The 14,881-nt window shown below is 72.4% G+C and carries 14 protein-coding genes and 2 pseudogenes; 14 read left to right on the top strand and 2 right to left on the bottom strand.

Going from position 1 to position 14,881, the window contains the following annotated elements; translation table 11 throughout:
- Positions 1–14: 14 nt before the first annotated feature.
- The 5 genes and pseudogenes from OG595_RS03995 to OG595_RS03975 form a co-directional block, all read left to right on the top strand.
- A pseudogene (locus OG595_RS03995) lies at positions 15–344 on the top strand (DUF779 domain-containing protein); the annotation flags it as partial.
- An 84-nt stretch (positions 345–428) separates the two neighbouring features.
- Positions 429–1,442 (top strand): zinc-dependent alcohol dehydrogenase, encoded by a 1,014-nt coding sequence (locus OG595_RS03990; protein WP_329282625.1) that lies wholly within the window; start codon positions 429–431, stop codon positions 1,440–1,442.
- A 48-nt stretch (positions 1,443–1,490) separates the two neighbouring features.
- Positions 1,491–2,606, top strand: coding sequence for an NAD(P) transhydrogenase subunit alpha (locus OG595_RS03985; RefSeq protein ID WP_329267825.1), 1,116 nt, complete (start codon positions 1,491–1,493; stop codon positions 2,604–2,606).
- Positions 2,603–2,950: an NAD(P) transhydrogenase subunit alpha gene (locus OG595_RS03980; protein ID WP_329267822.1), complete on the top strand. Its 348-nt coding sequence runs from the start codon at positions 2,603–2,605 to the stop codon at positions 2,948–2,950. Before OG595_RS03985 ends, OG595_RS03980 begins: the two co-directional genes overlap by 4 nt.
- A 5-nt stretch (positions 2,951–2,955) precedes the next feature.
- Entirely contained in the window at positions 2,956–4,374 is a 1,419-nt protein-coding gene (locus OG595_RS03975; protein ID WP_329282623.1) for an NAD(P)(+) transhydrogenase (Re/Si-specific) subunit beta, read from the top strand.
- A 76-nt stretch (positions 4,375–4,450) separates the two neighbouring features.
- On the opposite strand, the gene OG595_RS03970 is transcribed toward OG595_RS03975, so the two are convergent.
- The gene (locus OG595_RS03970; protein WP_329267820.1) at positions 4,451–5,341 is read right to left on the bottom strand and encodes a universal stress protein; all 891 of its coding nucleotides are present in this window, start codon (positions 5,339–5,341) and stop codon (positions 4,451–4,453) included.
- 303 nt (positions 5,342–5,644) lie between these two features.
- On the opposite strand from OG595_RS03970, the gene OG595_RS03965 reads away from it, so the two are divergent.
- The 3 genes from OG595_RS03965 (at position 5,645) to OG595_RS03955 (ending at position 7,660) form a co-directional block, all read left to right on the top strand.
- Positions 5,645–6,367 carry a CBS domain-containing protein gene (locus OG595_RS03965; protein WP_329267818.1) on the top strand — a complete coding sequence of 241 codons (723 nt, stop codon included), beginning with the start codon at positions 5,645–5,647 and terminating at the stop codon, positions 6,365–6,367.
- Between the two features lie 135 nt (positions 6,368–6,502).
- Positions 6,503–6,700 (top strand): hypothetical protein, encoded by a 198-nt coding sequence (locus OG595_RS03960; protein ID WP_329267815.1) that lies wholly within the window; start codon positions 6,503–6,505, stop codon positions 6,698–6,700.
- 90 nt (positions 6,701–6,790) lie between these two features.
- Entirely contained in the window at positions 6,791–7,660 is an 870-nt protein-coding gene (locus tag OG595_RS03955) for a 2-oxo acid dehydrogenase subunit E2 (protein ID WP_329267814.1), read from the top strand.
- Positions 7,661–7,797: 137 nt separating this feature from the next.
- Here OG595_RS03955 and OG595_RS03950 read toward each other — a convergent pair whose 3' ends face one another.
- The gene (locus tag OG595_RS03950; protein ID WP_329267812.1) at positions 7,798–8,022 is read right to left on the bottom strand and encodes a hypothetical protein; all 225 of its coding nucleotides are present in this window, start codon (positions 8,020–8,022) and stop codon (positions 7,798–7,800) included.
- A 427-nt stretch (positions 8,023–8,449) separates the two neighbouring features.
- Between OG595_RS03950 and OG595_RS45290 the strand changes: the two are divergent.
- The 6 genes and pseudogenes from OG595_RS45290 to OG595_RS03925 all read left to right on the top strand — a co-directional run.
- Positions 8,450–8,878, top strand: a pseudogene (locus tag OG595_RS45290) (hypothetical protein); the annotation flags it as partial.
- Positions 8,805–9,707: a universal stress protein gene (locus OG595_RS03945; RefSeq protein WP_329267810.1), complete on the top strand. Its 903-nt coding sequence runs from the start codon at positions 8,805–8,807 to the stop codon at positions 9,705–9,707. The pseudogene OG595_RS45290 and the gene OG595_RS03945, both read left to right, overlap by 74 nt.
- Before the next feature lie 147 nt (positions 9,708–9,854).
- Positions 9,855–12,548 (top strand): bifunctional acetate--CoA ligase family protein/GNAT family N-acetyltransferase, encoded by a 2,694-nt coding sequence (locus OG595_RS03940; RefSeq protein WP_329267809.1) that lies wholly within the window; start codon positions 9,855–9,857, stop codon positions 12,546–12,548.
- A 12-nt stretch (positions 12,549–12,560) separates the two neighbouring features.
- Entirely contained in the window at positions 12,561–13,292 is a 732-nt protein-coding gene (locus OG595_RS03935) for a CBS domain-containing protein (protein ID WP_329267807.1), read from the top strand.
- A gap of 32 nt (positions 13,293–13,324) precedes the next feature.
- Positions 13,325–13,828 carry a flavodoxin domain-containing protein gene (locus OG595_RS03930; RefSeq protein WP_329267806.1) on the top strand — a complete coding sequence of 168 codons (504 nt, stop codon included), beginning with the start codon at positions 13,325–13,327 and terminating at the stop codon, positions 13,826–13,828.
- Positions 13,829–13,893: 65 nt separating this feature from the next.
- Positions 13,894–14,880: an Acg family FMN-binding oxidoreductase gene (locus OG595_RS03925; RefSeq protein WP_329267804.1), complete on the top strand. Its 987-nt coding sequence runs from the start codon at positions 13,894–13,896 to the stop codon at positions 14,878–14,880.
- The last annotated feature ends 1 nt before the right edge of the window (position 14,881 follow it).

Below are 14,881 nucleotides of genomic sequence, written 5' to 3'. Positions count from 1 at the left end.
AAGGGTGCACCGACATGCCCGCCACAGTCGAGAACGGCAACGCCGGGCGCGTCACCGCCACCCGGGCGGCGCACAGGGCCGTCCAGGCCCTGCGCGCCGCCCACGGCCGGCCGGTGATGTTCGTCCAGTCCGGTGGCTGCTGCGACGGCAGCGACCCCATGTGCTTCCCGGGCGGCGAATTCGTCCTCGGCGAGGGCGACATGCTGCTCGGCGTCCTGGACGGCGCCACCTTCCACATCGACGCCGACCTGTACGAGGCGCTCGGCCGCCCGCGCTTCGTCCTGGACGTCGAAGAGGGAACACCGGGCGGTTTCTCCCTCGCAGCAGGGGACGGGCTGCGTTTCGTCACCCGGATCGAGGACCCGGCGGCGAGCCGGATCCCCGTACCGAACCGATTTCCGGCACAGAGCTCAGTCGAGGAGCAGATCATGAAGGCAGCAGTCGTCACCGACCTCGGGAAGCCCCTGGAGATCCAGGACCTTCCCGTCCCCGAGCCCGGCCCCGGACAGGTGCTCGTCCGTATGGAGGCCTCCGGCCTCTGCCACACCGACATCCACGCGGCCCACGGCGACTGGCCGGTCAAGCCGCGGCCGCCGTTCGTCCCCGGCCACGAAGGCGTCGGCCCGGTCACGGCCGTGGGCGAGGGGGTCAGCGCCGACCTGGTCGGCAAACGCGTCGCCATCCCTTGGCTCGGCTCGTCCTGCGGCACCTGCCGCTACTGTGTCTCCGGCTGGGAGACCCTCTGCGAGAGCCAGGTCAACTCCGGCTACTCCGTAGACGGTTGCTACGCCGAGTACGCCGTCGCCAACGCCCGCGCGGTCGTCCCGGTGCCCGACGGCGTGTCGTCCTTCGACGCGGCCCCGCTGACCTGCGCCGGCGTCACCACGTACAAGGCGATCAAGGTCGCGCACGTGGTGCCGGCCGAGCGGGTCGCCATCTTCGGCGTGGGCGGCCTCGGCCACCTGGCCGTGCAGTACGCGCGGCTCGTGGGCGGCTTCGTCACCGCCGTCGACCTCGAACCCGACAAGCTGGGCCTGGCCCACCGGCTCGGCGCCGACCAGCTCGTCAACGCCCGTACGCACGACCCCGTCGAGGAGATCAGGAAGGCCGGCGGCGCCGACGTGGCCGTCGTGCTGGCCGCCTCGTCCGAGGCGTTCGAGCAGGCCTACCGGTCCCTCAACCGGGGCGGACGGCTCGTCATGGTCGGACTGCCCGCCGACGACGCGTCGATCAACGTCCCGATCTTCGAGACCGTGCTCGGCGGCATCTCCGTCATCGGCTCCATCGTCGGCACCCGGCAGGACCTGTCCGAGGTGTTCGCGCTGCACGCGGCGGGACGCACCCAGGTCATCGCCGAACCGCGGCGCCTGGACCAGGTCAACGAATCCTTCGACGAGGTTCTCGGCGGACGGGCCGAAGCGCGGCTCGTCTTCGAGTTCTGACAGCGCCGGGGTCCGGCACCACCGGGCCCCGGGGAGAGGCAGCAGATCATGGCAACCCTCACCATCGGCGCCGTACGGGAGCGGGCGCCCGGCGAACGCCGCGTCGCTCTCGTCCCCGAGGCCGTAACCCTCTTGCGCCGGGCGGGACTTGACGTCCTGGTCGAGACCGGTGCCGGTTCCGGAGCCTGGTTCACGGACGCCGAGTACACCGATGTGGGCGCGACCGTCGTCCCGGCGGACGAGCTGTACGCGCGAGCGGACGCCGTGCTGTGCGTGGGCCCGCCCGACGCGGAGACGGCTCAGTCCCTGCGCGCCGGGCAGACCCTGATCGGGCTGCTCGAACCACTGCGCCACCCCGCCCTGGCCGCGGAACTGACCGGACGCGGGGTACGCACGATGAGCCTCGACCTGCTGCCCCGCACCCTCAGCCGCGCCCAGTCCATGGACGCGCTGACTTCCCAGGCCAGTGTCGCCGGCTACAAGGCGGCCCTGCTGGCGGCGGGCTCGTACGACCGGTTCTTCCCGATGCTGACCACCGCGGCGGGCACCATGCGCCCGGCGCAGGTCCTCGTCCTCGGTGCCGGAGTGGCCGGACTCCAGGCGATCGCCACCGCCCGCCGCCTCGGCGCCCTCGTCTCGGCGTACGACGTACGCCCCGCTTCCCGGGGGGAGGTGGAGTCGCTCGGCGCGCGGTTCCTCGACATCCAGAGCCCGTCGGCGGGGGAACCGGGCGCGGGACAGGGCGGCTACGCACGGGAGTTGACCGAGCAGGAGCAGAAGTCCCAGCGGGAGGAGCTGGACGCGCACATCGCCCGCTCCGACATCGTCATCACCACGGCCCAAGTACCGGGCCGCAGGCCGCCGTTGCTGGTGACGGCCGCCACTGTCGAGCAGATGAGGCCCGGTTCGGTCGTCGTCGACCTCGCCGCGAGCGAACTCGGCGGCAACGTCGAGGGCACCGAGCCCGACAAGACCACCGTCCTCGACAACGGGGTCACCCTCATCGGCGCCGGACACCTGCCCTCGGCCATGGCGACCGCCGCGTCCACGGCGTACGCCCGCAATCTCGTCGCCCTGCTGAGCCACCTCGTGCGCGACGGCGAACTGCACCTCGACCCGGCCGACGAGATCACGGCCGCTCTCATGGGAGGAGCGTCATCATGAGCAACCTCGATCTCCTCACCGCGATCACCGTCTTCGTGCTGAGTGTCCTGGTCGGCATCGAGGTCATCAGCAAGGTCCCGGCGACCCTGCACACACCGCTGATGTCCGGATCCAACTCCGTGCACGGCATCGTCGTCATCGGAGCGATGCTGATCGCGGCGGAGGCGCACACCTGGCTCGGCTACGTCCTCGCCTTCGTGGCCATGGTGTTCGGCGCGATGAACGTGGTCGGCGGATACGTCGTCACGGACCGGATGCTGGAGATGTTCAGGGCCAGGCCCGCCGACCGGAAGCCGGCCGCCGGACAGCCCGCCACCGGCACGCACGAGAAGGCGGAGGTGTGACCGCCATGGACACCGTCTCCAACGCCGTCCACTACATCTTCCTGGCCGCGGCGGCCTGCTTCGTGCTGGGCCTGCACCTGATGAACCACCCGCGCACCGCCCGGCGCGGCAACACCCTCTCGGCCGGGGCCATGGCCATCGCCGTCGGCGCCACCGTGTGGCTGGTCGTGCACGAGAACGTGATCAGCCGCACCGGCTGGCTCGTGCTGGTCTCGGGCGGCGTCCTCGGGGCGGCACTCGGACTGTGGGCCGCCCGCGAGGTGCGGATGACCGCCATGCCCCAACTGGTCAGCATCTTCAACGCGGTCGGCGGCGGCGCTGCCGCGCTCATAGCGGTGGGCGACCTGCTCCAGGCCGACCACCCGGCCGTCCTGGGCGCACGGGTGTCGCTGCCCGGCGCGCTGGACATCGTCATCGGCGCGGTCACCTTCTCCGGGTCGCTGATCGCGGCGGGCAAGCTGCAGGGCCTCGTGTCCGGGGCGCCGGTGGTCTTCCCGGGCGCACGGCTGCTCAACGTGCTGCTGCCCGTCTCCTTCGTCGCCGGCACCGGCTGGCTGGTGCTGGCGCCCGACAGCCCGGTCGCGCTGTACGGACTCGTGGCCGTGGCCCTGCTCTTCGGCGTGACGATGGTGCTGCCGATCGGCGGCGCCGACATGCCGGTGGTCATCGCCCTGCTGAACGCCTTCACCGGGTCGGCGGTCGCGATGGCGGGCTTCGTGCTCGACGAGACCGCGCTCATCATCGCGGGCATGCTCGTCAGCGCCTCGGGCGGCATCCTCACCAAGCTGATGGCCGACGCGATGAACCGCTCCATCGCCAACATCGTCATCGGCGGCTTCGGCACCGGCGACAGCGCTCCGGCGACGGCCGACGGGAGCGGGGCACCCGCGCAGGTGCGCTCGGTCTCGGCGGACGACGTGGCGGTCCAGCTGGCGTACGCGAGCAAGGTGATCTTCGTTCCGGGCTACGGTCTTGCCGCCGCCCAGGCGCAGCACGAACTCGGCGACCTGGCGAAGACCCTGACCGACCACGGTGTGGACGTCAGCTACGCCGTCCACCCGGTCGCGGGCCGCATGCCGGGCCATATGAACGTGCTCCTCGCGGAAGCCAACGTGCCCTACACACAGCTGAAGGAGATGGACGACGTCAACCCGGAGTTCCCGCAGGCCGACGTGGCCCTGGTCATCGGCGCGAACGACGTCACCAACCCGATCGCCCGCCGCCCCGGCAACGCGATCTCCGGTATGCCGATCCTCGACGTCGACAAGGCCAGGAGCGTCGTCGTCATCAAACGGTCGATGGGGCACGGCTACGCCGGCATCGACAACGAGCTCTACACCGACCCCAGGACCGGCATGTTCTTCACCGACGCGAAGAAGGGACTGTCCGAACTGAAGGCCGCGGTGGGGGAGTTCGTCCGCTGACGCACCACGACCGGCCGACCGCCGCTGGAGCCCTCGCGGAAGACGCGAGGGCTCCAGCGATGTCCGGACCGGAGAATCACTCGTGCGGGACGACCGCGACCGGGCAGCGCACATGGTGCATCACCGCGTGCGCGACCGGCCCGGTGTGCGTGCCGAGCCCGGACAGGCGGATCCTGCGGCCGACGACCAGCAGGCCCGCGCCCTGCGCGGAGTGCAGCAACTGCTGCGCCGCACGCCCGTTCTCCACCAGCTGCCGGACCTCCACCGTGGGGTACTGCTCCCGCCACGGCCGGAGCACGGAGGCCAGCGCCCGCTCGGCGGACTGCTGCGCGGCGGTGCCGGCCTTCGATTCCGCCGCGAGGGAGGCGTACGGCAGACGCCAGGTGTGCACGACCCGAAGGAGCGCGGACCGCAGCGCCGCGCACTCGAAGGCGAACGCGAGCACCTCCTCGCACGGATGCGAGGTGTCCACGCCGACCACGACGTCGCGGTACAGGATGTGTGCCGAGGAGCGGCCCTCGGCGTCCGGCAGGTACTCGTCGTCGAGGGTCCGGCCGGCCCTCACGAGGACGACGGGCCGTGTCGCACGGGCCACCGTCGCCGACGCCACCGACCCGGCCATGAACCCGCCGAAGCCGCTGAACGCACGGCTGCCCAGGACGAGCAGTTCGGCCTCGGCGCCCTCCGCGGCGAGGGCGTCTGCCGCGGGCCGGGCGAGCAGCTCGGCGCTGAGACGCACCTGCGGGTAGCGCTCGTCGACCCGGTCCATGGCGCCGCGCAGGGTCCGCCGCGCCCAGGAGCGCGGCGCTTCGAGCTCGGGCAGCACGGAATCCTCGGCCGAAAGCCCCTCCCACGCGTGCACCAGGCGCAGCGGAAGGCCGCGCCGCAGGGCCTCCCCGGCCGCCCAGTCGGCGGCGGCCAGGCTCTCGGGCGAACCGTCCAGGCCTACGACAACGGGACGCAGCACGGCCAACACCTCCCGGGGACGGGTCCGCGCACCGTTTGTGCGGACCTCGCGTTCAAGCGTCCTCGCGAGGGTGTCGGCGGGGGCAGGGGCCGCGTGGCCCCGCGTCCGGGGCGAACGGCACGTTGTTCCCGCCCGAGTGGTGATCGGAGAACCCGAGAGGAGCCCCGGCCCCAGGTGGGTACGGTCCGGCGCGTGCAACGAGAGCCCACCGGAACCTGGGCATGGGCCACTCGGCCCATGCCCCCGGTGGGTCCATGGCCGACGCTGAAGGTGTGGCGCGATACGAGCACATGGGAGGACGCCATGCACGGCACTCCGCACATCGTGAGCGATGTGATGACCCGCACCGTCGTCGCCCTCGGCCGGGGAGCGACGTTCAAGGACATCGTGAAGACCATGCAGCGGTGGAAGGTCAGTGCCATGCCCGTGCTGGAGGACGGACGTCTGGTCGTCGGGGTCGTCTCCGAGGCCGACCTGCTGCCCAAGGAGGCGTTCCGCGACGGAGACCCGGACCGGTACACCCAGCTGCGGCGCCTGTCCGACCTGGTCAAGGCCGGCGGTGTGACCGCCGAGGAACTGATGACGGCACCGGCGATCACCGTCCTCGCGGACGTGCCGCTCGCCCAGGCGGCCCGGATCATGGCACGCGGCAGGGTGAAGCGGCTGCCCGTGGTGGACGGCGAAGGCGCCCTCCAGGGCATCGTCAGCCGGTCCGACCTGCTCAAGGTCTTCCTCCGCGACGACGAGGACATCGCCGAGGAGATCCGGCACGAGGTCGTCGCCCACCTGTTCCCCGAACCGCTCGAACCGATCCGGGTGGAGGTGCGCGACGGAGCCGTGAAGCTCACCGGCAGGATCGGGGACACCACCCTCGTGCCCGTCACCGTACGGCTGGTACGGGCGGTCGAAGGCGTCGTGGACGTGGACTGCGCGCTCGCGGGGCCGCCCCGCCGTCGGGACCTCGACCCGGATGCCCCGGACGACGGCCCGACGGCACAGCCATCGGGAACCGGCGCCGGCGTATGAGGGTGAGTCCCTTACGGACCCTGGTGCGAGGGCCGTTCAGGGCCCAGGTCCGGGCCGGTCGGCTCATGCGTCCCGATCTGCTTCGGGGTTGGCTGGGAGGACAGGGAAGAGTACTGATTCGAGGGGGTGAGGACAGTGGGTACGAGTCTCACACCGGAGTTCTGGGAGCGGTTCGCCGTCCTGCTGGTCTTGGCCATGGGCATGACGGCCGTGCTTGCCGCGGTGTTCGACGAGTTCGCCGTACGGCTGCTGCGCCGTCGCAGCCCCAGGCCACCGACGCCGGCACCGCACCGGCCGACGCCTGTGCGGCATCACCCTCCGGTCCGCCTGTGAGAGGTGCACGACCGTGGCTGCCGACCCGGAGACGACTTCCGGGCCGATCGTCGCCGGAGCGTAGACCAACGCCGGTCGAGGAGGAACACCATGGGTGACTTCGGTACGAGGAGGGGCGAGACCGTCTCGCCGAGCACGGGCGGTACCCTGCGGCGGTCGGCCACGGGGACCGCGGGCCGACCGCGAGGGACCGACATCGGGCCCTTCCCGTCGAGCCGGCTGCTGGTGATCGCCGCCGAGCGGGCAGGCCGACGCATGGCGGCCATGCACAGCCTGGTCGCACTCGACGTCACGACGGCCCGCCAGCTCCTCGCCGTGTCCGGCCGCCCGTTGTCCTTCACCGCGTTCGTGGTGGCGTCCGTGGCCCGGGCCGCGGCCGGGCACCCGCACGCCCACGCCTACCGGAACTGGCGAGGCCGCCTGGTGCGCCATCAGCACGTCGACGTGGTGACGCTGGTGGAAGTGGAGACGGCGCAGGGACTCTTCGCGCTCCCGCACGTTCTGCGGGACGCCGACGTGCGCGACGTCCAGGACCTCACGGCAGAGCTGAGGAGCGTCAAGGCGGACCACGCGATCACCGACACGGGGCGGTTGCTGGACCGCTTCGGCCCCACCCTGACCCGGATCCCAGGCCTGATGCCGGCGATGTACGCGGTGCTGGCCCGGTCCGTGCGGCTGCGGCAGCGGACGGGGACCGTCGCGGTCTCGGCGGTCGGTATGTACGGCGCCGGCGGCGGGTTCGGGATCGCCCCGCCGACGCTGATGTCCCTGCAGATCGTGGTCGGTGGGGTGACCGAGCAACCCCGTGTCCTGGACGGGCGGACAGTGGTGCGCGAGGTGCTGGATCTGACGGTCACCTTCGACCACAACGTGATCGACGGGGCACCCGCGGCCCGGTTCGTGGCGGATCTCCGCCACATCGTCGAAGACGCCGAAGTGCTGCGCACGTCCTGCGAGTGACACGAGCGCCACTCCGGCAGAACACTCCGGCAGATCGCGCGGGCAGCGGCCGGGGGTGTCCGACTGCTCGTCTCGTCCTGCTCGTCCGTCGCAGCGTGCTTCGGGAGCCGATGCCCCGAAGCACGCTGCCGGTCACGTCACGTGCGGTAGTGCCGGTGGTCGTCGTGATCGCCGATGAAGTGCCGTTCCTCGATGATCGTCTCTCGTTCGCCGGGACGCCGGACCATTCCGGGCGTGGCCATGAACGCGATGAGCCCGAGGACGCCGGCGGCCATGAGGATGAAGCCGACCATGAAGGAGCTGTAGCCGAACACCAGGCACGCGCCCAGTACGGCCGCGCCGATCAGAATGAGAGGGATCATGGTTTCCTGCCTCCGTTCGTCCGCTCGGAACACCGGGTTCCGCCCGATGCCGCGAGTCGTCGACAGGGCACGCACCGGCGCCCGTCGGACGGTCGGACATCGGTCGTGACGAACCCCGTTGCGGACCTCGTCCTCAGTCTCCGGCCCCAGCGCCGAGCCGCCCAGAGGCCGACCGGGTCGCCGGCCGGGCCGAGTGGCCCCAACCGCCGGTGTGAGGGCCGGCCGGGCCGAACGTCCCGCGGCGAGGCCCGAACCGCCCCTCCGCCAGGACCGTCACGGCTGCCACGGTGGCGGCGGGCACTCCGCAGCCCGGCCTGTTCCTGGAGGCGGTCCGCCGGACCGGTGTCCCCGCCGGCCGAGCCGTCGTCATGGAGGACACCCGGGCGCGCCCGCCGCGGCACGGTGCCGGCATCGTCGTGCACGACCTGGGGGCACCGCCGGCGAGGACATCCACCTGGGTGCCATGGCCGGCACCCTCGACCTCGTCCGGCGCGGCCCGACCGGCCCGGAGACCAGGGACGGGGCTCCGGGGCTCGGCCCCCTGCCGCTGCCGCTGCCGGAGCCGTCCTCGTCCGGGTTCGCCCCGGGCGACTGGTGCTCCCGTAGTGACGGTCGCACGCGATCGCCCCGGTCGCGGACCCACATTTCGAGCGCGGTTCTGCCAACTCCGGTCCGGCATGGGCCGGATGGTCCCGGAGCGAGACCCGGTGGCCCATACCTGCCGGTCGTGTGCGGTGTGACGCTGGCAGTGACGGGGAGTTCAGGGACCGGAGGGACACATCATGCTTGCGCCCGTGATCGTAGGTGTGGACGGATCCGCCGAGAGCCTGGCCGCCGCGGAGTGGGCGGCCGGTGAGGCCGGACGCCGCGGCCGGGCGCTGCGGCTGGTGCACGTCAGGAACTGGACCCCACGTTCCGCGGAGGGCGAGCGTACGGGCGCGGTCCAGCGTCATCTGGGACGGCAGGTGCTGCGTCGGGCGGAGGAGCGCGTCCGCGAGGCGTGCCCGGGCGTGCGGATCCACGACGAACAGCAGGAGGGGCCGGCCACGCAGGCGTTGCTGCGTGCGGCGGAGCAGGCCGACGTGCTGGTCCTGGGCTCGCGCGGGCTGAGCGGACTCACCGGATTCCTGGTGGGGTCGGTGGCGCTCGGAGTGGTGGCGCGGGCCACGCGGCCGGTGGTCCTCGTGCGGGCCCCGGCGGAGACGCCGGACGAACACCCGCCGGCGCGGGACGGGAACGACCCGGCCCCGACCGCGCACGGAGACGTGGTGCTGGGCATCGACCTCGACGAGGCGTGCGACGAGGTGATCGAGTTCGCCTTCGAGGCGGCCGGGCTGCGCGGCGCGCGGCTGCGGGTGGTGCACGCCTGGCAGACGCCGTCGCCGCTCAGCCTCGGACCGGGCGAGATCGGGCTGATCGACGAGACCCGGCGTGCCGAGGAGTGGCAGGGCTTCCTGTCCGCCGTGCTGCAGGTGTGGCGGGACAAGTATCCCGAGATAGAGGTCACGGAGACCGTCGCGGAGGGCAGGGCCCAGTCGGTGCTCGTCCGGGCCGCCACGGGAGCGAGTCTGCTCGTCGTCGGACACCGGCTCGCCGAGCGTCCGCTGGGCCCGCGCACCGGCCCCGTCACCCACGCCGCCATCCGTCATGTCGGCTGCCCCGTGGCCGTCGTACCCCACGACTGAGTCCTGGCCCACGGGCGACCGGAGCACAGGAGACCCGGCCGTTCTTTGAGGGCCGGTCGGCCCTCCTTCCGCCCCCGGACAGCCCATGGGGCTCCGCCCCGTCGCGCTGGACGCTGTGAGTGTCAAGAGACCTGGAGGAAACCCGCGATGAGGGATGACGCTTTCAGCAGCCCCACCGTCCACGCTCTGCTCGCGGACGGCACCACCGTGTGCATCCGCCCGGTGGAGCGGGCCGACCACGAACAGTTGCAGGGGTTCTACGAGGAGATGTCCCCCGAGAACCTGCGGTTGCGGTTCTTCGGGACGAGCCGGCGCTCGGCCGAACTCGCCGCCGACCAGGCCTGCGCTCCTGCGCATCCCGGCCACCGGGCTCTGGTGGCCGAGACGGAGGGCAGGGTCATCGGCCTCGCCGAGTACGTCACCGGCGGCACCGGGGACGCGGCCGACATCTCCATCGCGGTGGCCGACGGACTGCACCACCGGGGTGTCGGCACCCTCCTCGTCGAACATCTCGTCTCGGCCGCCCGTGCCGAGGGCATCACCACGTTCACGGCCGACGCGCTGAGCGAGAACCACGAGGTGCTGCGGCTCTTCGCCGACCTCGGCCTGCGTACGGCGCGCCGCTTCGAGGGCCCGGAGGTGCGCTGCACCATCGAGCTCGACCAGAGCGACACCTACCTCACGGCCGTGGAGGAGCGCGAGCGCACCGCCGGTGTCGTCAGTCTGAAGCCGCTGTTGCGGCCGGAGGTGGTCGTGGTCGTCGGCGCCGGGCGCAAGCCGGGCTCGGTGGGCCGGGCGGTGCTGCACAAGCTGCACGCGGAGGGCTACGCCGGGCGCCTGTTCGCGGTGAACCCCGCGGCACAGTCGATCCTCGGCGTGCCTTGCCACCCGTCGGTCGGAGCCCTGCCCAGGACGCCCGACCTCGCGGTGCTCGCCGTACCCGCCGCCGTGGTCCCGGACACCGCCGAGGAGTGCGGCAAGGCGGGCGTGCGGGCCCTGCTCGTCATCACCGCAGGACTGGACGCGGGCCAGGCCCAGGCCCTGCTGACGGCCTGCCGCACGTACGGCATGCGGCTCGTCGGCCCCAACTGCCTCGGCATCACCAACACCGACCCGGAGCTGTGCCTCGACGCCACCTTCGCCGTCGGCCGTCCGCGCCCCGGCACCGCGGGTGTCGCCGTCCAGTCCGGCGGTGTCGGCATCGCTCTGCTGGACGGGATGTCCCGGCTCGGCATCGGGGTCTCCACGTTCGTGTCGCTGGGCGACAAGTACGACGTCAGCGGCAACGACATGCTCCAGTGGTGGGAGAGCGACGGCCGCACCGATCTCGCCCTGCTGCACCTGGAGTCCTTCGGCAAGCCGCGCGCCTTCTCCCGCACCGCCCGCCGGGTCACCCGCCGGATGCCGGTGCTGACCGTGGACGCCGGCCGTACCGACGCGGGCCGCCGCGCTGCCGCCTCGCACACCGCTGCTGCCGCCACCCGCACCATGACCCGGGGCGCGCTCTTCACCCAGGCGGGCATCACCGCCACCCGCTCGGTGGGCGAACTGCTGGAGGCAGCCGCCCTTCTGCACTCCCAGCCGCTGCCGGCCGGGCCCCGCGTCGCGATCGTCACCAACGCGGGCGGAGCCGGCGTACTCGCGGCGGACGCCTGCGCCGAGGCCGGGCTCTCCCTGCCCGCTCCCGGTGCGGAGCTGATCGACGATCTGCTCGCCGTGCTGCCCGAAGGCGCGGCCGTCGGCAACCCGGTCGACGCCAGCGCCGCGGTCACGGAGGCGCAGCTCACGGACTGTGTGGACCGGATCATGCGGTACGGCGGCGTCGACGCCGTCCTGGTGGCCCTCGTTCCCACGGCGGTCGCCGAGGCGACGGGCGACGACCTCGTCCGGGCCCTCACCCACGCGTCCGCGCGGCGGACCAAGCCGATCGCCGCGGTACGACTCGAACAGGCCCTGCCGGTCGAGCTGTTGCCCGCCGCGGACGGCGGCACCGTCCCCGCATACGCCGAACCCCAGGCAGCGGCACGGGCGTTGGCCCACGCGGCCCACCGTGCGGCCTGGCTCGCCCGCCCCGCGGGTACCGTCCCCGACCTCGACGGCGTCGACACGGCACGTGCCCACGCGGTCGTCGCGGCCTACCTCGACACGCACCCCGACGGCGGCTGGCTCGACCCGCGCGAATGCGCCGAACTCCTCGGCTGCTACGGCATTCCCCAGCTCGCCTGGGCCTGGGCCGAGACCGAGGACGACGCCGTGCTCGCAGCCGACCGGCTGCGGGGCTTCGACGGCCGGGTGGTCATGAAGGCCCACTGGCCCGGACTCGTGCACAAGAGCGAACAGCATGCCGTCCACCTCGACCTGCGCGGCGACTCCCAGGTCCGCGCCGCCTACCGGGACCTGGAGACCCGGTTCGCCGGCCTGCTGACCGGGGTGGTCGTACAGCCGCTCGCCGACCGCGGCACGGAACTGTTCGCCGGTGTCGTCCAGGACCAGGTCTTCGGCCCGCTCGTCCTCTTCGGACTCGGCGGCACGGCCACCGAAGTCCTCGCGGACCACGCCGCCAGGCTCGCCCCGCTCACCGACCACGACGTCCACGACCTGATCACGGCCCCGCGCTGCGCCCCGCTCCTGTTCGGCGCGCACGGCGCCGGGCCCGTCGACCTCGAAGGCCTCGAACAACTCCTGCTGCGCCTGTCCCGCATGGCGAGCGACCTGCCGCAGCTGGCCGAGGCCGACTTCAACCCCGTTCTCGCGACACCGGGCGGCGTCAGTGTGCTCGATGCGCGTGTACGCCTGCTGCCCCGCAGGCCCCAGGACCCCTATCTGCGCAGGCTTCGCTGAGGAGGAACAGCCATGAAGCACGACAAGGTCGGCTCCGTGATGACCACCGAGGTCGTCCGGGTCACGTACGGCACCCCGTTCAAGGAAGTGGCCCGGTTGCTCGCCGACCACCGGATCAGCGGACTGCCGGTGGTCGACGAGGACGAGAAGGTCATCGGAGTCGTCTCCGAGACGGACCTGATGCTCCGCCAGGCGGCGACCCCCGACCCCTACGAGCCGAAGCGTCGCCACCGCCTCGCCGGTCTGACACGCGGCGCCCGGAGGCGGGCGGGGAAGGCCGAAGCCCGCACAGCCGGCCGGCTCATGACCGAGCCGCCCGTCACGGTCCACGCCGACGACACCATCGTCGAGGCCGCCCGGACCATGGCCAAGCGCCGCATCGAACGGCTTCCCGTTCTCGACGAGGAACAGCGGCTCGTCGGCATCGTCACCCGGCGCGACCTGCTCCAGGTCTTCCTGCGGCCGGACGCCGAGATCCGCGACGTGGTCATCAACGAGGTCCTCGTCCGGGCGCTGTGGCTGCCGCCGCGCAGTACGGACGTCTTCGTCACGGAGGGCGTGGTCACGCTGTCGGGCCAAATGGAACGCAAGAGCGAGACGGAGATCGCCGTCTCCATGACACGCCAGATCGACGGCGTGGTCGGTGTGGTCGACAAACTCACCTACCGGCTGGACGACACGCACATCAAGCCCGCCGAACAGGCGCTGCACGGCGTCGCCGACGACTGGCTGCGCAAGATCTGACCCGCGCACCACACGAGAGGAGGCGGACCGCCATGCCCAGCAGCGTGTTGGTCACCTACGGAACGACGAACGGATCGACCGCCGGGATCGCCGAGGCCGTGGCCAAGGTCCTGCGCAAGGACGGCCTGACGGTCGACGTACTGCCCGCCCGGTCCGTGGCGAGCGTGGCGTCGTACGAGGCCGTGGTGGTCGGAGGCGGCCTGTACGCCGGGCGCTGGCACAAGCACGCCCGCCGCTTCGTCCGGCATCACCGGCGGGCACTGGCCGGACGCCCGCTGTGGATGTTCAGCAGCGGCCCGCTCGATTCCTCGGCCTCGGAGCGGGACATCCCGCCCGTACCCGGAGTGAAGCGGGCCATGATCAGGCTCGGCGCCAGGGAACACGTCACCTTCGGCGGCTGCCTCGAAGAGGGCGCGAAGGGATGGATCGCAGAGGGGATCGTGCGCAACGGGAAGGGCGGCGACTTCAGGGACTTCCCCCGGATCGAGGAGTGGGCGGGGCACATCGCCGACGAACTGGTGGGGGAGAAGGCCTGATCCCCGCCGGAGGCGGACGAGGAGGGCCCTGCGGGCCGGGAAGTTCGACGAAGGGTGGATGCATCATGTCCCTGACGTACGAGAGCCCCGGCCGGGCGGCTCTCCACCTGGCCCGCGCCGCCTCCCTGGCACCCTCGCCGCACAACAGCCAGCCCTGGTTCTTCGCCGAGGAGGGCCACGACCACGGCTTCGAGGTGCACACGGGCGGCCGGCAGCGGATGACCGTGACCGACCCCGGCGGCCGGGAGGCGGTCATCGCCTGCGGGGCCGCTCTGTTCAACGTGCGGATCGCGGTCGGCCGGCTCGGGTTCCGGCCTGCCGTCGATCTTCTGCCCGAGCCGGGGGACTCCGCCTTCCTCGCCCGCGTCGGATACGCGGCGCACGCCCCGGTGGCCCCCGACGAGGCACTGATGGCCCGCGCGATGCCCTGGCGGCACACCCACCGCGGGCTCTTCGGACCCGACCCGGTGGCGGATACGCTCCTGGACGACCTGCGCGACCACGCCCGGGCCGAGGGAGCCGTCCTCCAGGTCGTCGACGGGCCGGAGAAGCTCCGGCTGCTCGCGGACCTGGTGCGCGTCGCGGAGAACGTACACCGCTCGGATCCAGTCCACCGCGCCGAACTGACGCGCTGCGTGGGCCCGTACGGCGTGCCCGTCGAGGTCTGCGGTCACCACCCCGACCGCACACTGCTGGCCGGCCGTGACTACCTCGGCGTCGCCCTGCCGTCCGCCCGCCGGCCCCGGAGGTGGTCCCCGCGGACGGGCACCGTGGCCGTGCTGTCCACGCACTGCGACGGCCGCCAGGACTGGCTGCGCTCGGGACAGGCGCTCCAGCGTGTCCTGCTGTACGCGGCGGCCCATCACGTCATGGCGGCCTTCCACACCCAGCCCCTCGAACTGCCCGTGCTGCGGGCGGAGTTGCGAACACAAGTCACCGGGGGCCGGTTCCCGCAGGTGATACTGCGCCTCGGCCACGCCACCCGGACGTGGTCCACACCGCGGCGCCCGCCCGTCGAGGTACTGGCCCGCGAGGGCGTGCCGGCCGGGTGAC

Origin of the sequence: Streptomyces sp. NBC_01451 (genome assembly GCF_036227485.1) — a bacterium.
Classification (GTDB): domain Bacteria; phylum Actinomycetota; class Actinomycetes; order Streptomycetales; family Streptomycetaceae; genus Streptomyces.
Note: the sequence above shows the minus strand (reverse complement) of the source record. Positions and strands in the feature narration are given on the sequence as shown.